Origin of the sequence: Allobosea sp. LjRoot237 (assembly GCF_964253285.1) — a bacterium.
Lineage (GTDB): Bacteria > Pseudomonadota > Alphaproteobacteria > Rhizobiales > Beijerinckiaceae > Allobosea.
Genome location: NZ_CAXUQP020000001.1, coordinates 1,889,864 through 1,910,350, shown reverse-complemented (window position 1 = coordinate 1,910,350; position 20,487 = coordinate 1,889,864). Strand labels below are relative to the sequence as shown.

The 20,487-nt window shown below is 65.4% G+C and carries 15 protein-coding genes, 1 tRNA gene and 1 riboswitch; of the genes, 12 read left to right on the top strand and 4 right to left on the bottom strand.

Features of this window, described 5'->3' with window-relative positions; all coding sequences use genetic code 11:
• Positions 1 to 130: 130 nt before the first annotated feature.
• A riboswitch (TPP riboswitch) is annotated at positions 131 to 227 on the top strand.
• A 99-nt stretch (positions 228 to 326) separates the two neighbouring features.
• The 8 genes from ACSQ24_RS09195 (at position 327) to ACSQ24_RS09160 (ending at position 11,157) form a co-directional block, all read left to right on the top strand.
• Entirely contained in the window at positions 327 to 1,070 is a 744-nt protein-coding gene (locus tag ACSQ24_RS09195; protein WP_436094392.1) for an ABC transporter permease, read from the top strand.
• Between the two features lie 254 nt (positions 1,071 to 1,324).
• Positions 1,325 to 2,284, top strand: coding sequence for an ABC transporter substrate-binding protein (locus ACSQ24_RS09190; protein ID WP_436094391.1), 960 nt, complete (start codon positions 1,325 to 1,327; stop codon positions 2,282 to 2,284).
• A gap of 346 nt (positions 2,285 to 2,630) precedes the next feature.
• Entirely contained in the window at positions 2,631 to 3,848 is a 1,218-nt protein-coding gene (locus ACSQ24_RS09185; RefSeq protein WP_436094390.1) for an MFS transporter, read from the top strand.
• 644 nt (positions 3,849 to 4,492) lie between these two features.
• Positions 4,493 to 4,972: a hypothetical protein gene (locus ACSQ24_RS09180; RefSeq protein WP_436094389.1), complete on the top strand. Its 480-nt coding sequence runs from the start codon at positions 4,493 to 4,495 to the stop codon at positions 4,970 to 4,972.
• A 146-nt stretch (positions 4,973 to 5,118) separates the two neighbouring features.
• Positions 5,119 to 6,828, top strand: a complete 1,710-nt coding sequence (locus ACSQ24_RS09175) for an MFS transporter (protein ID WP_436094388.1) — start codon at positions 5,119 to 5,121, stop codon at positions 6,826 to 6,828.
• A 481-nt stretch (positions 6,829 to 7,309) separates the two neighbouring features.
• A complete protein-coding gene (locus tag ACSQ24_RS09170; protein WP_436094387.1) occupies positions 7,310 to 9,235 on the top strand; it encodes a putative bifunctional diguanylate cyclase/phosphodiesterase in 1,926 nt (641 codons plus the stop codon).
• 42 nt (positions 9,236 to 9,277) lie between these two features.
• Entirely contained in the window at positions 9,278 to 10,315 is a 1,038-nt protein-coding gene (locus tag ACSQ24_RS09165) for a hypothetical protein (protein ID WP_436094386.1), read from the top strand.
• A complete protein-coding gene (locus ACSQ24_RS09160; protein ID WP_436094385.1) occupies positions 10,261 to 11,157 on the top strand; it encodes a DMT family transporter in 897 nt (298 codons plus the stop codon). Before ACSQ24_RS09165 ends, ACSQ24_RS09160 begins: the two co-directional genes overlap by 55 nt.
• Positions 11,158 to 11,327: 170 nt before the next feature.
• Here the strand turns inward: ACSQ24_RS09160 and ACSQ24_RS09155 are convergent.
• The 3 genes from ACSQ24_RS09155 to ACSQ24_RS09145 all read right to left on the bottom strand — a co-directional run bounded on the left by ACSQ24_RS09155 (position 11,328) and on the right by ACSQ24_RS09145 (position 13,732).
• Positions 11,328 to 11,414, bottom strand: a tRNA-Leu gene (locus ACSQ24_RS09155).
• A gap of 60 nt (positions 11,415 to 11,474) precedes the next feature.
• Complete coding sequence (locus ACSQ24_RS09150; protein WP_436094384.1) at positions 11,475 to 12,122, bottom strand: DUF1190 domain-containing protein; 648 nt, start codon at positions 12,120 to 12,122, stop codon at positions 11,475 to 11,477.
• Between the two features lie 29 nt (positions 12,123 to 12,151).
• Entirely contained in the window at positions 12,152 to 13,732 is a 1,581-nt protein-coding gene (locus ACSQ24_RS09145) for an AMP-binding protein (protein WP_436094383.1), read from the bottom strand.
• A gap of 137 nt (positions 13,733 to 13,869) precedes the next feature.
• Here ACSQ24_RS09145 and ACSQ24_RS09140 point away from each other — a divergent pair, with 137 nt between their 5' ends.
• The 4 genes from ACSQ24_RS09140 (at position 13,870) to ACSQ24_RS09125 (ending at position 17,466) form a co-directional block, all read left to right on the top strand.
• A complete protein-coding gene (locus ACSQ24_RS09140; RefSeq protein ID WP_436094382.1) occupies positions 13,870 to 15,813 on the top strand; it encodes a hypothetical protein in 1,944 nt (647 codons plus the stop codon).
• A gap of 217 nt (positions 15,814 to 16,030) precedes the next feature.
• Positions 16,031 to 16,564 (top strand): hypothetical protein, encoded by a 534-nt coding sequence (locus tag ACSQ24_RS09135; protein WP_436094381.1) that lies wholly within the window; start codon positions 16,031 to 16,033, stop codon positions 16,562 to 16,564.
• 148 nt (positions 16,565 to 16,712) lie between these two features.
• On the top strand, positions 16,713 to 17,072 hold the full coding sequence (locus ACSQ24_RS09130; RefSeq protein ID WP_436094380.1) for a hypothetical protein: 360 nt from the start codon (positions 16,713 to 16,715) through the stop codon (positions 17,070 to 17,072).
• Between the two features lie 103 nt (positions 17,073 to 17,175).
• Positions 17,176 to 17,466: a hypothetical protein gene (locus ACSQ24_RS09125; protein ID WP_436094379.1), complete on the top strand. Its 291-nt coding sequence runs from the start codon at positions 17,176 to 17,178 to the stop codon at positions 17,464 to 17,466.
• 122 nt (positions 17,467 to 17,588) lie between these two features.
• On the opposite strand, the gene ACSQ24_RS09120 is transcribed toward ACSQ24_RS09125, so the two are convergent.
• On the bottom strand, positions 17,589 to 20,264 hold the full coding sequence (locus tag ACSQ24_RS09120; RefSeq protein ID WP_436097859.1) for a phosphoenolpyruvate carboxylase: 2,676 nt from the start codon (positions 20,262 to 20,264) through the stop codon (positions 17,589 to 17,591).
• Between the last annotated feature and the right edge of the window lie 223 nt (positions 20,265 to 20,487).

The window sequence follows — 20,487 nt, the reverse complement described above, 5'->3', positions numbered from 1 at the left end:
TTCCGGCCCCCCATCCCTAGCCCTTCCCCGCCGCAAGCGGGGGGAAGGGAATAGCCGGACCTTCCAGCAATTGCCCTGTGCCGGCCCGGAGTTCGACGTGACAGGCGCGGGCCGGTCTGCCACAAGGGCCTACGAGAGACGGGGGCGTTCGCCGCGAGGCGAGCTGAGAAGCACCCTTCGAACCTGAACCAGATCATGCTGGCGGAGGGAGTCGCTCGGGGCAGCCTCGTCAGCGCTTATCCCCGTGCCCGCCTTCCACCGGAAAGGCGAGCCTTGACGACGCATGGCGCGACAGAGCGGTGCCAGCCCTCGCTGCGAGGCCGGTGATGGCGGCGATCACCCCTGCCCTGCGGACCATTCTCGTCCTGCTGCTCTGCTGGCAGGGCTCAGTCTGGCTGTTCCAGCCGCCGCGCTACATCCTGCCCTCGCCGCTCGACGTCGCCCTCGCCTTCCAGCGCCAGCCCGGCTTTCTCGCCAGCCACAGCCTGACCACCATGGCCGAGATCGCGCTCGGCTTCGTGCTCGGCTCAGCGTTCGGCGCGCTGACGGCGGTCGCGATCGTGGCACTGCCGCGGCTCGGGCGCCTGCTCTGGCCGGTCCTGCTCGTCCTCCAGTCTTTCCCCGTCTTCGTCATCGCGCCGCTGCTGGTCGTCTGGTTCGGCTTCGGCATGGGCTCGAAGGTGATCATGGCGACGATCATCATCTTCTTTCCCGTAGCCTCCGCCTTTGCCGACGGCCTGCGCCGGACCGATCCCGAGCTCATCGACGCCACCGCGCTGACGACAGCAACGCATTGGCAGACGCTGCGCCATGTCCGCTTGCCGCTGGCCATGCCCAGCCTGCTCACAGGGCTGCGGGTCGCGGCACCGCTCGCACCGCTCGGCGCCGTGATCGGCGAATGGGTCGGCTCCTCGGCCGGGCTCGGCTTCGTCATGGTCCAGGCCAATGCCCGCATGCAGACCGACACGGTCTTCGCCGCGATGACCGTGCTCGCCGTGCTCAGCCTCGTCCTGCGCCATCTCGTCGACGCGCTCGGCCCGCGCCTCATTCCCTGGACGAGCGAGCCGTGAGGCAAAATCTCCGTTCAAAAACTGCTGCGAAACCCAAGAATGGCGCGCGAACCCCTCCCCCTTGTGGGGAGGGGCAGGGGTGGGGGTCGGAAAGTCGGAGCGATTCGCGGCCGGATCGAGCAGGCTCGCTACTACAAGCTACCAAGAACCCAGTCGTTCCACCCCCATCCCCAACCCTTCCTCACAAGGGGGAAGGGAGGCACCCCACTTCGCCTTTCGCAGAGAATCTCCATCAAGCAGAAGGATCTCGCCGCATGACCCTACGCGCCCTCACCAGACGCGCCCTGCTCGCCACCAGCCTCGCTTTGGCGGCCGGCCTCGCCAGCCCGGCGCGCGCCGCCGACAAGCTCACTGTCATGCTCGAATGGTTCGTCAATCCGGACCATGCGCCACTGGTCGTCGCGCAGCAGCTCGGCCTGTTCAGGGAGGCCGGGCTCGAGGTCACGATGGTGCCGCCCTCCGACCCCTCGGCGGTGCCGCGCCTCGTCGCCGCCGGCCAGGCCGATATCGGCATCCACTACCAGCCCAATCTCTATCTCGACCACGCCGCCGGCATCCCGATCGTCCGCTTCGGCACGCTGGTCGAGACCCCGCTCAACAGCGTCATCGTCAAGGCCGACGGGCCGATCAAGAGCCTCGCCGATCTCAAGGGCAAGACGATCGGCTATGCCGTCTCGGGCACCGAGACCACCCTGCTCGGCCAGATGCTGGCCAAGGCGGGCCTCAAACTCGACGACGTCAAGCTGGTCAACGTCAACTTCGCGCTCTCGGCCGCCCTGATCAGCGGCCGGGTCGACGCCACCATTGGCGGTTACCGCAATTTCGAGCTGACGCAGCTGAAGCTCGAGGGCCATCCCGGCACGGCCTTCTACCCCGAGGAGCACGGCGTTCCCGCCTATGACGAATTGATCCTGATCACCCGCCGCGAGCTCCTGGGCGACACCCGCCTCGCCCGCTTCCTCGATGCGGTCGAGAAGGCCGCGCTCTATCTCACCAATCATCCGCAGGAGGCCTGGAAGCTCTTCATCGCCGCCCATCCCGATCTCGACGACGCCCTCAACCGCCAGGCCTGGACGGACACGCTGCCGCGCTTCGCCAAGCGCCCGCGCGCCCTCGACCAGCGCCGCTACGAGCGCTTCGGCGCCTTTCTTGTCGAACGCGGCCTGATCAAGAAGGCCCCGGCGATCGCCGAGATCGCGGGCGAGGTGAAATAGAGCGGATGGCAGGCTCATCCGCCGCCCCCCAAGACAATCACTTGAACGGCTCCCTCGCCGCTACTGGAGCGCACGGCCCTCCCCCCCGCTTGCGGTGGGGAGGGTTGGGTGGGGGGCAGCGCCGCTCGGCACTGAACTGAAAGAACGAACTCGCCCCGCTTTCCGGCCCCCCATCCCTAGCCCTTCCCCACCGCAAGCGGGGGCCTCCCATCCCCGCTTCCACATCAGGGCGGCCCTGTGCGCGCCCCTCTGGGTCTGGCGCCGATCGCGATGCTATGAGCCGGCTTCGCGGCCATCCGGCGGGCCTTCGCCCGCCATCGCAGCTGCGCCCGGCGAAATCATCCGCATGAACATCAGCAAGCCGATCGCCTCCACCCGCCGCGCCGACCTGCCGGTGCTGTTCGCACTGAGCGCGACGCATCTGCTCAACGACATGATCCAGTCGCTGATCCCGGCGATCTACCCGATCATCAAGACGGCCTACGCGCTGGATTTCGGCCAGATCGGCCTGATCACGCTGACCTTCCAGATCACCGCCTCGCTGCTGCAGCCGCTGGTCGGCCACTACACCGACAAGAATCCGATGCCCTATTCGATGGTGGTCGGCATGGGCTGCACGCTGACCGGCTTGATCGGCCTCGCCTATGCCGGCAGCTATCCGCTGCTGCTTCTGGCTGCGGCCTGCGTAGGCCTGGGATCCTCGATCTTCCATCCCGAGGCGACCCGCATGGCCCGCAACGCCTCGGGCGGCCAGCAGGGGCTCGCGCAGGGCATCTTCCAGGTCGGCGGCCAGAGCGGCGGCGCGCTCGGCCCGCTGCTCGCCGCCTTCATCATCGTGCCGCGTGGCCAGACCAGTGTCGCCTGGTTCTCGGCCGCGGCGCTGCTCGCCATGATCCTGATGGTCTGGACGGCGCGCCGCTATGCCGCCCTGAGCAAGGCTGCTGCCGCCGCTCCGAAGCCCACGAAGATCGCGACCGCTGCGCCTGCCACCCCGGCGCACACGAAGGGCCAGATCGCTTTTGCGATCACCATCCTCGTCATCCTGCTGTTCTCGAAGAACGCCTATTCCCAGAGCTTCAGCTCGTATTACACCTTCTATCTGATCGGGAAGTTCGGCGTCTCGGTGCAGGCTTCGCAGCTGATGCTGTTCCTGTTCCTTGCCGCCGCTGCGGTCGGCGCGCTCGCCGGCGGCATCATCGGCGACAGGGTTGGCCGCAACCGCATCCTCTGGTTCTCGATCCTCGGCGCCCTGCCCTTCTCGCTGCTGCTGCCCTTCGCCGACCTGTTCTGGACCGGCGTATTGACGGTGGTGATCAACCTGATCATGGCGAGTTCCTTCGCCGCGATCCTGATCTACGCGATGGAGCTGATGCCGGGCCGGATCGGCCTGATCGGCGGCCTGTTCTACGGCCTGTCCTTCGGCCTCGGCGGCCTCGCGGCGGCGATCCTCGGCGAAGTCGCCGACTGGATCGGCATCGAGGCGGTCTACCGCATCTGCGCCTTCCTGCCGGCGATCGGCCTGCTCGCCTGGTTCCTGCCGAAGGTCGAGCACCGGCGGGGGTAGAGGCTGCCAACCAGGTCAATGGAGTAGGTCCCCAAGTGCTTTGCTGCCCGAGCTTGGATCAGCTTTGGACCCGTAGCGGGGTTTTTTACTCTTCGGTGACGATCCAGGAACGGCGGCCCGCAGCGATAGAAGGGGCGATGCAAGCGGGCTAAAAAAGGGCCTCTGAACTGGACTCTGCTGGAGAGCTATATGTCGCCTGACATTATCGACACGAGCCACACTATGGCTCTGATGGGAGCAGCGTTCTTTGTCCTCGGCGTTCCGCTCTTCTTAGGACTGGCTGAAGCATCGCTCGTGTCCGCCTTGTTGGTGGCCGCGAGCTACTTGCTCTTGAGTTTGATGGCCGGGCTTGTATTCGAGTCGTCACCCCAAACCGACCAAGCTGGGGCATTTGCCATCGTGATCCTACCAGCATACTTGATCTTAGCGATAGTGGCATGGAGCGCCGGTCGGGTGACGAAATGGATCGCTAGTCGTTGGCGGGCTTGAGAAGTTGATTGAAATCCTCGACTGGAAGCACGAGGGCATTTGCCGCGACATTGTACTCATGGAACGCAGCACCTCGTTTTCCTAAGGTCTGCTTCCGACCCCTAGCGGTCGTCCGGCCAATGTGCTGTACGCTGCTTCGCAAAAAGGGGGATCTGATGCTTCGTTTCGTTGTCTGCGCCACCGTTCTATACATGCTCACGGGTTGTGTATCCCAGCAGGCCCAACAGGAAGTCCGGTCGGGGCCCCAACAGGGCGCAGCCACGGAAGCTAGTGTCCAGCCTCCGGATAATGCCCTGATCCGCAAGCGGGTCGCGCACTTGATCGTCAATACTCACAGCCTCGGAAGAGACTGGTTGCGGGGGCAATGGAAAATCCGCGACGCCCATTTCGCAGGGCCATACAAGTCGCGAGCGCTCTTCACCGGAAAGCCGCAATTTGGCTACTGTGTGAGCTGGACTGTCAGCGACATCATTCCGGTTCCCAAGACCATGCGAGTAGTCGTGACACCAAAGCCGGAAAAACCTGGAAGCTTTGAGGCGGAGATCACAACGAGTAACCTTGCTCTTTGTAGTGGGGGCGAGGAACCCTTTCCCGAGCTCTTAGAGCTGAGCGCGGCAAAGCTGGCCGCTCAATAGTAGATGCAGCCGTCGCGTAATGTCCGCTTCCGACCCGAAGCCGCTCCTCAAACCCGCTGAAGCCCGACAGCCGTCTCAAATCATCTGATGACGGACAATGGCGCAGCGCGGCTTCCCATCGCCCGCCGGCATGCTCTAACTGTGACATGCCGCAAGAGCCCGCCACGCAGACCACCGCCGAGACCGCCGAAGCCGACCTCACCGCCGAGGGCCTGAAACCTGATGACGGGCGCTATTCAGCCTTTGCGCCGTTGCGCCAGCCGATCTTCCGTGCGGTCTGGATCGCAAGCCTTGCCTCGAACTTCGGCGGGCTCGTCCAGATGGTCGGCGCCGCCTGGCTGATGACTTCGCTCTCCAATTCGCCGGACATGGTCGCGCTCGTCCAGGCCTCGACCGCGCTGCCGGTGATGCTGTTCTCGCTCGCCGCCGGCGCGATCGCGGACAATTACGACCGCCGCCGCATCCTGCTGACGGCACAGGGCTTCATGTTTACTGTTTCGATCATGCTGGCGGTCTTCGCCTGGTATGGGCTGCTCTCGCCCTGGCTGCTGCTTACCTTCACCTTCCTGCTCGGTTGCGGCAACGCGCTCAACAACCCGGCCTGGCAGTCCTCGGTCGGCGACATGGTGCCGCGACCCGAGGTGCCGGCGGCGGTGACGCTGAACAGCGTCGCCTTCAACATCGCTCGCAGCGTCGGCCCGGCGATCGGCGGCGCGATCGTCGCCGCCTTTGGCGCGGTCGCGGCCTTCATCGTCAATGCCTTCAGCTATATCGGCCTGCTCGTCGTGCTGGCCCGCTGGCAGCCGCCGCGCGTCGAGCGCGTGCTGCCGCGCGAGACCTTCCTGATCGCGATGAGCGCCGGTCTCCGCTATGTCGCGATGTCACCCAATATCCGCGCCGTCATCCTGCGCGCCTTCCTCTTCGGCTTCGGCGGCATCGTCGGTCTCGCTTTGATGCCGCTGGTCGCACGCGATCTCGTGCGCGGCGGCCCGCTGACATACGGCATCCTGCTGGGCGCCTTCGGCGCCGGCGCGGTCGCCGGAGCCTTCGTCAGCGCCCGGCTGCGCCGTCGGTTCAGCACCGAGACCCTCGTCCGCCTGACCTTCTTGGCCTATGCGGCCGCGGCCCTGGTGGTCGGGCTGAGCCCGACCATCTGGCTCACCATGCCGGCGCTTGCCGTCGGCGGCGCCTGCTGGGTGCTGGCGCTCTCGACCTTCAATTCGACGGTGCAGCTGTCGGCGCCGCGCTGGGTGGTGGGACGCGCGCTTGCGCTCTACCAGATGGCGGCCTTCGGCGGCATGGCCGCGGGCAGCTGGGCCTGGGGCTGGGTCACCCTCCATTCCGGCCCGGCCGGCGGCCTCACCGCGGCGGCGGTCGCGCTCGTCTTCGGCGCAGCCGCCGGGCTGCGGTATCAGCTGCCCCCGCTCGAGGCGCTCAATCTCGATCCGCTCGGCCGCTGGCGAAAGCCCGAGGTCGCGGTCGATATCGAGCCGCGCAGCGGCCCGGTCTTCGTCACCATCGAATGGCGGATCAGGCAGGAGGATGTGGTCGAGTTCCTGAAGGCGATGGAGGAGCGCCGGCGCATCCGCCGCCGCGACGGCGCCCGCCACTGGTCGCTGCTGCGCGACCTGACCGATGCCGAGCTCTGGATCGAGCGCTATGACAGTCCGACCTGGGTCGAATATGTCCGCCAGGCCCAGCGCGTCACCCAGGCTGACGCCGAAATCGGCGACCGGGTCAGGGATCTGCATATCGGGCCTGAGCCGCCGGTCGTGCACCGCATGGTCGAGCGTCAGACCGGCGCGCTGCCGCGAGAGCTGCTGCGCGCGACCCGGCAGGCGCAGGCGTTGCCCTGAGCGGCGGCGCTCCTCGGCGAGGTCGCCGGCTGGATCGGGGCGGTCGACCGCATCTGCGCCTTCCTGCCGGCAATCGGGCTGCGTCTGGCTCCTGCCGAAGGTGGAGCATCGGAGGAGTTGGAGCCTGCCAGCTAGGTCGACAGAGCAAGCCCGCAAGCGCTTTGCCGCCGGAGCTTGGAGTCAGTTTTGGCCCCTATCAGATCAGCACGTCCGCTTAAGGGCCGCTTCGTTGCCCCAGGCTAGTCGCAGCGTCGCGACCACTAGGGGGATCACATCTTGTGCGTCCGCGTCGGACAGCTGTCCGTTTCGCCCAAATAATGTAATGCCTGATGCGATCTTCTGACTAGCACGAATACTCAAGCGTTGGAGCTTCCGAACGAAGCCGGCGCAGTCAGACCCCGCCCGCGTCAACGAATTATCGACGATTGCCTTGCAAGAGTGTCGGACCGGTAAAGGAGCTGGGGCTCGGATTTCGACACTGATGAAGACGCGTGCTTCCACGACGGTCCTCTATGATCCTGAGCTTCGCAGCGTCATGGTGCGCGCGCTCTACGGCACGCCATTGGCAATCCCGATCGGGATGGCGATCGCAACGATAGTGATCGCAGCTTGCGCTGCCATCACAGGTGACGCCACTTTCGCTCTCCTCAGCGCCGTCATGGGTTGCGTTGGCGCATTCCGCTTCGGAGCACAGGTTCTTTATAGGCGGAAGCAATTATCGGTTTCGACCCTCGTGTTCGAGCGTCTGGCATATGCTGGCGCGTGGGCGACCGCGTTCACGATGAGCTGTTTCGGTGCATATGCCGTCACGGTTCACTCCGACGACCGTGTCGTGACGTTGGCGGTTGCGCAGACCATCGGCTACATCGCCGGTATTGCGGGCCGTAATAGCTCCCGCCCGTTCATCACGAATGTCCAGGTCACTTTCGCAGTGCTACCCTTCGCCGGCGCGCTGATTGCATCTCAAATCCCTGCGTTCGTCGTTATCGCTGGTGCGCTGTTGATGACCGTTGTGCTGACGATTTCGTCCTCGGAAGTCATACACCGCGTGTTCCTATCGAATTTTCGCACAACACGCGATCTTAAGACCATCGCGAGGACCGACAGCATCACCTTGCTTCTCAACAGGCGCGGGTTCATCGAGGAGGTGGAAGAGCGGCTTTCGTCGGGGAGACTAACCTACCTCCTGTCCGTGGACGTCGATGACTTCAAAACAGTCAACGACACACTGGGCCACGATGTCGGCGATGCCCTGCTGTCTCTGGTAGCCGCTCGCATCTCGTCGGTCCTGGAACCCAGCGACAAAGCCGCGCGTATCGGCGGGGACGAGTTCATGATCGTGTCCGATCGCGGCGGCGAAGATGTTGCCGAGCTAGCCGCGCTAGTGGTTGGCTTGTTTGCGGACCCCATAAGCGTCGGCAAAGCCACTCTTTCGGTTTCGGTCAGTATCGGCCTCGCCAATGCGACTGGCGAGTCAATCGAGCGTTCACTCAAGCACTGCGACCTGGCTCTCTACAAGGCGAAGGCTGAAGGGAAAAACCGCTGGCTATCTTATGTGCCGGAGTTGAGCGAAGCCTATGATCGTCGGATCGAATTGGAGCAGGACTTAGCCAAGGCCATTGTAGAAGGCCAATTCGAACTCCATTACCAGCCGATCTATAGCCCGCGCGGTCGAACGATATTGATGTGCGAGGCGTTGATGCGCTGGAGGCATCCAACGCGCGGCTCGGTCAGCCCTGCGGAATTTATCCCCCTTGCTGAGCAGAATGGGCTGATCAAGAGCCTCGGTTCTTTTGCGATCGAGCAGGCGCTGAAAGCTGCGATCAGCTGGCCGCAGCCGATCGGCGTCAGCGTCAACGTATCCGCCAAGCAGTTCCACCGGGATCATGATCTAGTCGGCATCATCGAAGACGCGCTGCGGCGGACAGGGGTTGTGCCTCACCGGGTGACCATCGAGGTCACTGAGACGACGCTGGCGGAGGATAAGGAATTCGTGATCGCGACGCTGCACCGGATACGCGCGCTGGGCGTGAAGGTGGCTCTGGACGATTTCGGCACGGGATACTCGTCGCTGAGCTATTTTGCCGAGCTCCCTATCGACATGTTGAAGATCGACCGGGCCTTCGTCGGCAGCATCGCCACGAGCACCAAGGCGAGAGCGTTGATGCGGGCAATCACCGGTTTGGCGAGCGATTTGAACGTTCCGATGATCGTCGAGGGCGTGGAGACGCCAGAGCAGTTCGAAGCGGTGACGCGCTTCGCCCCTTATGGCGTTCAGGGCTTCCTGTTCGCGCGGCCAATGCCGAAGGAGGATATCGATCCGATCATCGATCGGCGCGTCGCGCTTCCCGCTATCGACCGGCCTTCCACAACCGTAAGCAAAAAGGGCCGTTCCTCCGCAGCCTAAACAGGATATGTTCTGCTTCCTAGCAACGGGAGCCAGGGCCCTATGGCTGGCGTAGGCGTCAAAGACCTCCTATCCGCCGATGATATCGACGAATCGGACCTGATCGACGTCTTGAACAAGGCTGCGGCAATTGCCGACGGAAAGTTGCCCCCACGGACAAGCGCCAAGATGATCGGCCTTTTCTTCGAGCAGGAAAGCACGAGGACCAGGATAGGTTTCGACGTCGCGGCCTCCCGACTCCGCCATCATATTGTCGATATCTCGGCATCGCCGGGCAGTCGGCTCGGCAAGGCTCAAGGCGAAGATCTGGAGGATCACGTTCGGACGGTCTCGGAGTACTGCGATCTCATTGTCGCTAGGACCGAACATGTCGCGACGATCGAAGAGATCGCGCGCCTTACGCACCTTCCCGTGGTCAACGGCGGGAACGGAATTGGCGAGCATCCGACTCAAGCCCTTGTCGATCTCTTCACGATCGAGCGGCGCCTTGGAGATGTCAGGGAGCTATCGGTGGCACTGTCGTGCGATCCGACCGCCCGTCATGCCCTTTCCTTCATGAAACTGCTCGCGTTGCGCGCCCCGCGGCGCTTCACCCTTTGCCTCGCACCTGAGACGAAATTATCCAACGTCGCTGCGGCTGCAATTGATGACTTGAGGCATTGCGGTACGACTATCGATATGGTCGACAACGTAGAAGCCACGCTGGATCATGATGTTCTCTCGATCCAAACGCAGAGAGCATCCAGTATCATCAGCGGACGTATTGGCGAGATGGATGCGGTTCAGAAGACAGAGGACGAGAAATTTACGTTGACGGCCGAAAAGGTACTTAGAAATCGGTCGAAGACGATGATTATGAACCCCTTGCCGCGGCATTCCGAGACCGACAAGTCATGCGACAGCCTCCCGAACGCCGCGTACTTCGAACAGGTCCGGCTCTCGGTTCCAATTCGGATGGCGGTTCTCAGCCGCATGCTCGCGGGTCGGCGCTGGGCGGGGCGATCTCTTTCGCGTTTGCGGCCTGGATGGCCGGAAACGTCTTCGCCTATTTCCTCCTCGCTGTCGCGATCCGTCAACTAAAGCTCGACCTCTCCTATCCGGAAATTCTCGCCATACGCTCGGCCGGGGGGGTGGCGATCGGCCTCGTCCTGGGTTGGCGCGACCGCAAGTTATTTCGCGAGGTCTGGCGCTCGCGCCTGCCGCTGCATCTCGCTCGAAGCGCTCTACATGCTATAGGCGCGATCGCGGTGGTTTGGAGTGTCGCCAATCTGCCGCTGGGCCTCGTGGCGAGCATCGAATTCAGTGGACCATTGTTTGCGGCAGCAATCGGCGTTTTCGCACTCCGGCTGCGACCCGCCGGATTCGCGTGGATCGGGCTCGGCCTAATTTTCGCAGGAGCCGCAGCTATCGTCTTTCAATATAAAGATGTCTTGGGTCTTACGATCATCATTCCGTTTGCTGGCGTCGGCATCCTGACGTGCACCAATATCATGCTCGCAACTCTCAGTCAGAGACAATCTACGCATTCGATATTGTTTATCATGAATGCAATTCAGTTAATTATCTTCTCAACACTGAGCATGATGGGGGACAAAACTCTCCAGCTTCCACCCTCCTCCATATCCACCATGGCACTCTTTACGCCCGGAACCGTAACGTTCACGTTTGCGATCGTTTTGATGGCTGTTTCCGGCTACATGACTCAAGCATCATTGAGCCAAGCGACGCGCCATGGCACCGTAGTTCAAGTCTCAGCGCTCGATACTCTGCGCATTCCAGCACTCGCAGTTGCCGGCGCGCTACTTTTCGGCGAACCGCTCAAACAGGACTTTGTTATTCCTAGCACAATCATTATGTGCGGGGCGATACTGGCCGCATATCTTGACCGAACCAAGCGAGTGCAAGAAAAAGGGGCCCGATAAAAATGTGGCAGCGCCAGCAGGCTGATTTCCTGTCCTGACACTACTCTTGTCTGGAAAGTTTAGGAACAAAAAACCGCGGCGCACTGAGCAGGTCCGCCTCTGGGCAAGTGGTTGATGTCCGGAAGTGGTGCACCGCTGACTATTGACCTGCCGATTCATCTTTCAAGCCATGGTGCGGACGGCGGGGGTCGAACCCGCATACCGTTTCCGGCGAGGCATTTTAAGTGCCTTGCGTCTACCAGTTTCGCCACGTCCGCGCCGCGAAACTGGTTAGCGACGGAATGCCTTTCCGACAAGCGCCGGTTGCGCGCCCCGGCTCAGCGCCGGTGCGCCGGCTTGTACCATTCGACTCCGTCAGGATCGACATAGAGCCCCGGCGCGACGTCGGAGCCGATCTTCTTCTCCTGCATCGGCACGCGCACCGTGTCGTCGCGGTCGCCGCGGCGGATATAGGGGCCGCTCGCCTGCTGACTGTGCTGGCCACCGCCGCTGCCGCCGCCGATCACGGCGCGGCGGCCGGCGACCTTGTCGTCGAGCGCTGCGACCTGGCGCGCCGAGAAGGCGATCTTCGCCGAGCCCTCGACGATCGGAACGGCCTTGCCGGCAGCCCCCTCGCCGGTGACGCGGATGCCGACGAAGCGCGGCACGTAAGACTGCCCGCCAGCGCCGCGCGCCAGCGCATCCCAACCACCGGTGGTCGAGACCTGAGCGCCGCAGCGCTTGTGGGCGCGCTCGCAGGCGGTCCGCGAGCCGTAGCGCGGCGCCTTCTGCTCGAACTCGGCGCGGGCGTTGCGATAGGCGTGCTCGCATTGCTCGGCCGAAAGCTTGCCGGCCTCGATGCATTCGTCGCGGCGGACATAGGTCTGGCCGGCGGCCTGCGCGGCGAGATCGGCGGGCGTCAATGCGATGCCGGCGACGGCAAAAGCCGCCGCGCGGACGGCGACGAGGGGAAGAAGCGTGATCATGCGCCCTCCCTGACCATGTGATTGTGGCGTCACAGCAGCGGCCTCATCGTGATGGCGAGCTCGCGCGTGCCACCATAATCGATCTTGCCGTTGCCGAGGACCGGAATCGAGCCGGTGACCAGGATCGCCTTTGGCAGCCACAATTCCGGGAAACCCTGCGCCTTGGCCTCGTCCTGCAGCGCCTTCTTCTCGGCGTTCGGCTTTTCGGTGACGAGGACGAGCTGCTCGCCCTTGCGCAGGTCCGGCAGCGCCACGACCACGTGATTGTGACCGGGCCACAGGCCCGAGATCATCGATTCGACCGCCGCGAGCGAGACCATCTCGCCGCCGAGCTTGGCGAAGCGCCGCGCCCGGCCCTTGATGGTGATGAAGCCGTCCTCGATCGCGACGATGTCGCCGGTATCGTGCCAGCCGCCCTCGGGCGGTACGATCGCGCCCGGCCGGTCGGCGTTGAGATAGCCGAGCATGACGTTCGGCCCCCTGACGCAGAGCCGCCCGCCCTCGCTGATGCCCTCGACCGGCTCGAGCTTCGCGGTGATGCCAGGCAGCAGCCGCCCGACGCTGCCATCCCTGGTCGCGACCGGCGTATTGCAGGCCAGCACCGGCGAGCATTCGGTGCAGCCATAGCCTTCGAGGATGGTGGTGCCGTAGGGCTCCCACATCCGGCGCGTCTCCGGCTTCACCCGCTCGGCCCCGGCGACGACATAGCGCACGCTCTTGAGGTCGCCTTCATCGGCGGCGCGGGCATAGCCTTGAAGGAAGGTGTCGGTGGCGAACAGGAAGGTCGAGCCGGTCTCGCCGATCAGCTTCGGCACCTGCTTGTAATGCAGCGGGCTCGGATAGAGCACGACCTTCATCCCGTGGATCAGCGGCATCAGCAGCGCTGCCGTCAGCCCGAAGGAATGGAAAGCCGGCAGCGGGTTCATGACGACGTCGCGCTCGGAGAGGAAGCCGGCCGCCAACTGGAAGATCTGGCGCGCATTCGAGACCAGATTGGCATGGCTCAGCACCACGCCCTTCGGCTTGCCCTCGGTGCCTGAGGTGAAGAGCACGACGGCCGGATCGTCGGGCTTGGCCGCATGGCGGCGATGCACCATGCCCGGCGCCAGCGAGGCCAGCGCGCCGATCGCCTTGTCGAGGCTGGTCAGCTCCTTGCGGACATCCTCGAGATAGATCACCCGCCGGCCGAGCTCGAGCGCCTCGATCACGTCGTCGAGCTTGGCCTGGTCGATGAAGCGGCGCGAGGTGACGATGGTCGAGATCGGCCCGATCTCGCAGGCGGCGGTCAGGTTCTTCAGGCCGGCGGTGAAGTTCAGCAGCGCCGGCACCCGGCCATAGGCCGAGAGCCCAAACAGCGTCACCGCCATGCCCTGCACGTTCGGCAGCATCAGCCCGACCGTCTCGCCGGGCCTGGTCAGCGCCGAAAGCTTGCGGCCGAGCACCAGCGCGCCCAGCACCAGCCGGCCATAGGTGATCGGCTGCCGTTCCGGATCCTCGAGCGCGACTCTGGCCCTGCCATGCTTGCCGGCGGCAGCCAGCAACGCCTGGAACAGGCTCAATCGCGCACCTTCGGCATCGAAGGGCTGCGCCGGCAGTTCGATCGCGGCCACCTCGGCTCGTGCTCCCCTTGTCGTTTCTCCCGCCTGCAACCTAAGGCGAACGGGCCGGGATACAAATGCGCCGGGCGAAACCTTCCCTTGCGTTAGCTTGCGCGCTACGGTTGCGCAGCGAACCGGGGGGATACGGCATGTTTCGGCTGCGCTTGCTCCTGTCGTTCCTGTCGCTCCTGATTGCCGGGCTCGCAGCCGGCGGCGCCTTCGCCCAGCCTCGCATCGAGTGGGAGATCGCCAACCGCTTCCGTCTGTTCAAGCAGGAAAAGCAGTTCCGCAAGCTCGCCGAGGTCTTCGCCGCGCTACCGGAGCAGGATCGCAGGGAGCGCCCCGCCTTCGCCTTCGAGGATGCCATGCAACGTGCCGCTGCGGCGCGCACGCTCGGGCCCGCCTTCGGCGATCCGGCGAGCGTCGACCGCTGGGGCTGGACTTCGGCGGTCACGCGCCAGACCTGCTTCCAGAACGGCAATCACGGCCATTGGCAATGCCTGCTCGACACCGGTGACCAGTTCATGGAACCGCGCGTCGCCGATGTGCTGGTCCGGATCGCCGACCTGCCGCCGGCGCTCGTCGGAAAGCCCTGCCGCTGGACTGCGGGCGAGCTTGCGGTGGTCGCGCCCTGCTCCGGGGAGGCCAGGCTGACCCGCCGCGCCTTCGGCGAGCCGTTCGACATCGCGGTCAGCGCCGAGGGCTCGGTCGTGGCCGAGGCGAAGGCCGTCAAACTGCGCCACATCGCCATCGCCGGCTTCGGCGACTCCTTCTCGTCCGGCGAAGGCAATCCCGATCGGCCGGCGGAACTCGTCGACGATGGCCTCAACACCTACAGGAACTCCTCGCGCAATGCCGATCGCCCGGGCTATCGCAACTATCCGCGGCGACGCGGCGCCACCGAGCAGTCGCTCGGCGGAGCCGCGGCGGCGATCTGGCTCAACGCCCAATGCCACCGCTCGCTTTATTCGCAGCACGTCCGCGCGGCGCTCGTGCTGGCTTTGGCCCATCGCGATGTGGCGGTGACGCTGACACCTTATAGCTGCACCGGCGCGGAGGTGAGCGCCGGCGTCCTCGGCTACTACGCCGCGCGCGACGATGTCGGCGACGCCGTCTACGACGCCTCGCCCCAGCTGATGCGCTATTGGCGCGACTATTGCCGCAGTTTCGCGGGCTATAACCGCTTCGACGACGAGGGCTCCGGCTTCGACTGGCGGCGCGATCTGGCGCGCTGCAGCCAGCCCCGCGCGATGAAGCCGGATGCGGTCCTGCTCAGCATCGGCGGCAACGACATCGGCTTCTCCAGCGTCATCGCCGAGGAAGTGGTGGGCCGCGGCCAATTCGGACTGCGCCTGGGCCTACTCTACAAGCTCTGGCTCAGCCAGATCGATACCAAGACCTTCACCGAGGCCCGAAGGGCCGTCGACGAGGTGATCCCGGCGCGCATCCGCGAGCTTTCCGCAGCGTTCGAGAAGCATCTCGATGTCCCGGCCTCGGCCATCGTCCAGACCGCCTATCCGCAGATCACGCGCAGCGAGGGCGGCCTGTGCGGGCCCAGCGTCGACGGCATGGACGTGCACCGCATCCTTGCGATCAGCAAGGCCAGCACGGGCGGGGATGCAGCCGCCTTCGTGCCCTATCTCAACCGCGGCATCGCCGCCGCGATCACCGCCCTGCCCGAGGCGCGGCGCTGGCGCTTCGTCGACAGCCATGTCGAGCGCTTCGCCGGCCACTCCCTGTGCTCGGCCGGCGCCCCCGGCGATGCTCCCGACCGGCAGGTCTCCGGCGCCATGCGCTTTCCGAGCTGGAACTTCGAGAGGCGCCGCTGGGAGCCGTTCGCCCCGAGCGCCTGGCGCGCCTACCGCCCGCGCCAGAGATGGTTCGTCACCCCCAACGACTCGTTCCTGACCGGACACTACATGCGCGTCGGCAGGTTCGAAGGCTCCGACACCACCGATCCGCTCAGCCCGGAGCAGCCGCTTTTCGCCGCGACGCTCGGCGGCTCCTTCCATCCCAATGCCAGCGGCCATTCCGCAATCGCCGACGCGACCATTCCGGTGCTGCGCGAGGTGCTCAAGCTTCCACAGCCTTGATCCCTTTGTCGGCGCATGGCCGCATGAGCCCGGCGCGGTGCCGGCGCTGCAATGCAGCAGAATTCATCGCGGAATCGATCGCAGCTCAACAATCTCGCAACATGATCGCCGCAATCGCCGAAATGTGACGAAGAAGCCGTTCATCACGTCGTGCTCCCGTCATTGAGATCGGGCATATTTATCGCTATCTCCGGTTGTGGAGCTGGGGACTACAGCCGTGCCGACCATTTCGAAACAAGTCATAGCGGTTGCCGCGCTGGCAGCGGCCTCGATTGCTATCGCCTCGCCCGCGAATGCAGCGGGCTTCTGGGAGACGCTGTTCGGCGTCCCGCAGCGCCGGGCCGTCGCGCCCATGCCGGAGAGCGTGCCGCTGCACATGACCGTGCGGCCGAAGCGCAAGAAGGCGAAACTCGACGGCGCCATCAAGGACGTCAAGGACGGGCCGAAGGCCCCGCTCGTCAAGCCGATGGAGTACGCCAACGACCCGTTCTGGTACCTCAGGGACGAGACGCTGAAGAAGGGCGACATCATCGTCCTGAAGGATCGCGTCGTGGTCTTCGACGGCGGCGCACGCGCTTACGCCAACTTCGCCAGTTTCCAGACCAGCAGGCTGCTGTCGAGCAAGGCCAAGAGCCAGCTCAAATACTTGGTCTCGACCCCGAGGGACAACTACACGGTCTGGGAGCCTGTCCAGTCGATCGGCGATCGCAACGCCGCCGCCTCGGCCGAGCTCTCGGAGCGCACGCGCTGAAACAGCGCGGCGCCTACGCCATCCCATTCCTGTCGCATTGATACCTTCGAATGGTCAGACCGGCGCCAGAGGCTGACCGGATTTCGCATCTAGGGTCGCTCCGCATCGGGCGTTTGCCCCTCCCTCCAGCGATGGAAAGGAGCCAACGATGCGCAATTTTGTCAGGACCGCCTGCCTGTCCCTGGCGCTGCTCGCCGGCACTGCCGCGGCGCAGGCTCAAGCTCCGTCCCTGCCCATCCCGGATAATCCCGGGCTTCCCAATCCTGATTCCATCCGCAACGCGACCGTGATCGAGCGCGGCTCGCTGCCGCCGCAGCTGCGCGTGCAGGTCGACAGTGCCGTGGCACAGGCCAGCCCCGACGACCTGAAGCAGCTCAGGCAGTCGATCGATGCCATTCCCGCCGCCACCAAGGCACTCCAGGCCAAGGGCATGAATTCGGCCGCGATCATCGCGGTCGGCGTCGACGAGGACGGCGATCTGCCCCTGATCGCGCAAGAGACGATCTGAAGGACAAGCATTCCGAAAGACGGCGGCCGCAGGGCCGGCCGATCCATGGGCAGTCCGGCGCTCCTGCCCCATTCTGAGCGGCGCCAGATCGAAAGGACCGATCATGAAACTGACCGAAGCAGGCATCGACAGCGCCCTCCACCAGATCGAGGCCCAGGCGATCCCGGAGAACCACCCGGCAACGGTCCAGCTCAGCGAGCTGTTCGGCGAACACACCTTCTTCCTCGACACCGGCGGGCTCGCCATCATCGAGCCGGTGAAGACAGATGGAAATGCCGAGAGCATGGGGCGAGTGGTCAAGCTCGCGCGCTGGGGCGACGAGACCCGAAAGAACCTCTCCCCGCATGAGCCTGAGTACACCGATATCGTGGTCGCGCTCGATCGGGCAGCGTAACAGCGCCCACCGCCTCCTCCGTCATGGCCGGGCTTGTCCCGACCATCCAGGTCTTCGTTCTTCGAGAGCGGTGTTCAAGACGTGGATGCTCGCCACAAGGGCGAGCATGACGGAGTGCGAACTCAACCGAACGCGCCGATCTCGTGCTGGATCGCGCCGGAGATTTCGCGCAGCAGCGCAAAGCATGCCCGCATCGGCTCGATCACGTCGCGATGCAGGGCAGCATAGGCGCCGCCTTCGCGCGGACCGGCAGGCTCGCCGAAATCGAGACCCAGCGCCGCATCGGGGTTGACCGGGAAGATCTCGCCGAGCAGCGCGAGCGCCCCGGTCATGTCGAGCCGCAGGATGCGCTCGAGCAGTAGCTCTCGCGTCACCCCGGCATGCGGCCTGAAGTCCGGAATATGCGTCGCCGACAGCCAGATCCGGTGCAGCAGCGCCAGCCGCAGCGTATGCAGCGCCACCAGCCGAACCGGCATGGCCGGCGGCTCGCCCGCCGCCTCCTTCAGCTTGAGCCGGTCCGAGGCGAAGCGCCAGAACAGCCGCCGCAGCGCCGGCGCAAGATCGAGCTGCGCCAACGCCTCGGCGACGGCAAGCAGTTCGTCGCGCCGCCCCTCCTTCTCGGTGCGCCGCGCCCGATCGAACCAGCTGCCGGCGTCGAGCGTGTCGAGATAGGCGCGCAGCACGTCGAGATCGCTGTTCGCCATCGCATGGGCCGCAAGTCGATAGGCCCGGCCGAAGCGCTCCGAGCTCTCGCGCATCGCAAGGAACAGTTCAGGCGCCCGCGCCGCAGCCTGGCCGATCCCGTGGACGCTGTTCGCCAGCCAGCCAAGCTGCTGCAGGATGGCGTTGTTGGGGATCGCGCGCAGCTCGCGCGGATGGCGGATCACCGTCGGCCCGCCGGCGTCGCTCTGCCGTGCCGCCGGTCGCGAGCCGGTCTTGTCGAGCAGGGACGGGCCGAAGGTGCCGATCAGCGCCGCATAGCCGGGATCGTCGACGAGATGGGTCATCTCCTCGCGCACGGTCTGGAAGAACTCGGTCGAGAAGTCCGGCTCGGCATAGATCGGATCGTCGGCTTCCGCCGCCGGATCGGCGAAGACGCTCTCGGCGATGCGCGCCACCGTCGCGCCCGCAAGCGCGCTGGTGCCGAACAGCAGGTAGCCATCGCTGCCCTGGAAGCTGGTCTCGCGTGTGACCTTGACGCCGGCCTTGGCGAAGGCGCGCCGCGGCCATTCCGGATCGAGATAGGCGAGCCGGTCCGTGAGGCTGTCGGGATGCGCGCCGCGCCCGGCCGACTCGCCATGGGTGTCGAAGATCACGAGCTCGACCTCGGTCAGCCCATAGCGCTGCAGCAATTCGAGGATGCGGCTCCTCAGCCGCTCGACCCAGAAGGTCGCGGCGACCTGGCCGATATAGCGGCCGGAATCGGAATAGCCGAACTGGACGCAGAGCCGGCCATGGCGCTTGAGATAGTCGCGCCAATGCGGGCTGCGCAGCGCCTCGTCGATGATGCGCGGCCCCTGTTCGAGCGCGTCCGAGGTCTCGAACAGCGGCGAAATCTCGACGTGATCGGCGATACCGAAGCGCTTGGCGAGATAAAGCGCCGACAGCAGCGTGTAGCCGGTCTCGGTCTCGGCGATCAGGAAGCGCACCGGCCGCGAGCCGTCGACATGCTTCACGATCTGCGCGACCATCATCATCATCCGCGCCGCCGAGGCACGCTCGACCGCGAGCGCCCCGAAATCGACCGGCGTCGGCTTCGCCTTGGCCAGCGCCTGGTTCGCGGCGGAGAGGAAGGCGCGTCGCTGCGCCGGCTGGGCTGGATCCTCGTCGAGCGGGATCACGCCGCGCATCGCGTTATGCAGCTGCGAGGCGTTGAGCCGGAAATGCGGCAGCGCGATCGAGACGCCATGCGCGATGACGCCGGCCCGCGCCAGTATCAGGGCGCCCGCCGTCGCCTCGTCCTCGGCCAGCACGATCGCCTTGTCGAGCGCTGCCAAGAGCGGTGACGCGTCGGGTAAGGCCGTCTCGCGCTCGCCGACCAGCGCCAGCGCGAACGCCTGCAATGCCGCGATCTCCGGCTTGCTGTTCAAGGGCGGGCAAAGCGCGAGCTGCCGCTCGACCGCCGCGAGCGCGCCTTCCACCAGCGCCCTCACCTCCGCCGTCGCCGGCGCTTCCGGCAGCTTCTCCAGCAGGCGGAAGAACTGGCCGCGCTTCGATTCCAGCCGATAGCGCAGCGTGTCCCACCAGCCGATATCGGTGCGCCCGTCAGTGTCGCAGCCGACCCAGGAGGCGAGCAGCAGCGCGCGTGGCCTGAGTTCGCGCCAGCGCTGCGGCCAGCGCGCCCGCGCCTCTGCGAGGAAGGCGGCGTTCAGCCGGTCGATCGCGTCGCGGGCATGGCGCACCGAAAAGCGCGCTTGCTCGAACTCGTCCTGCAGGGTGATCGCCGCATCCGGCCGGAAGGAGAGATCGGACGCCATCAGCGCCGACGCTTCGCCCTGGTTCGAGGCGAGTTCGGCCAGCGCATGCGCGACCGCCCGGCTCATGCCGAAGGTCGGATGCGCGGTGAAGACCGCGGCGAAGCGTGTGCGCGCCAGCGCCGCGCCATAGGCCTCGAAAGGCTGCGCCGCGCCGCTCGCCTCGTCGGCGACACGCCGCGCCAGCGTCGCATAAGCCTCAGCTTCGTCGCGCTCCAGCCCGACATAGTTCGCGACGCGCGCCGCCCGGTCGGCGAGCGCGGCGCGGCCGAGTTGGCGGATGAGTGCGGCAGCATCCTCGAGTGTGACCTCGCCGCGATCCATCTTGCGGGTCAGCCAGAGCGTGGCGCGCAGCACCGGGTTGCCGAACGGGTCCTCGCGCGCATCCGAGCGGGCCTGCACGATCGCCGCCGACAATTCGCTCGCCAGCGCCGATGGCGACAACTCCTCCGCACCCGCCACGCCGCTCTCCGCTTTTTTTCGATCGTTTGATGAGGCTTCCCCACAGGTGAGCAAGATTCCGGCTTTGCTGCAACTGCGAAAACCA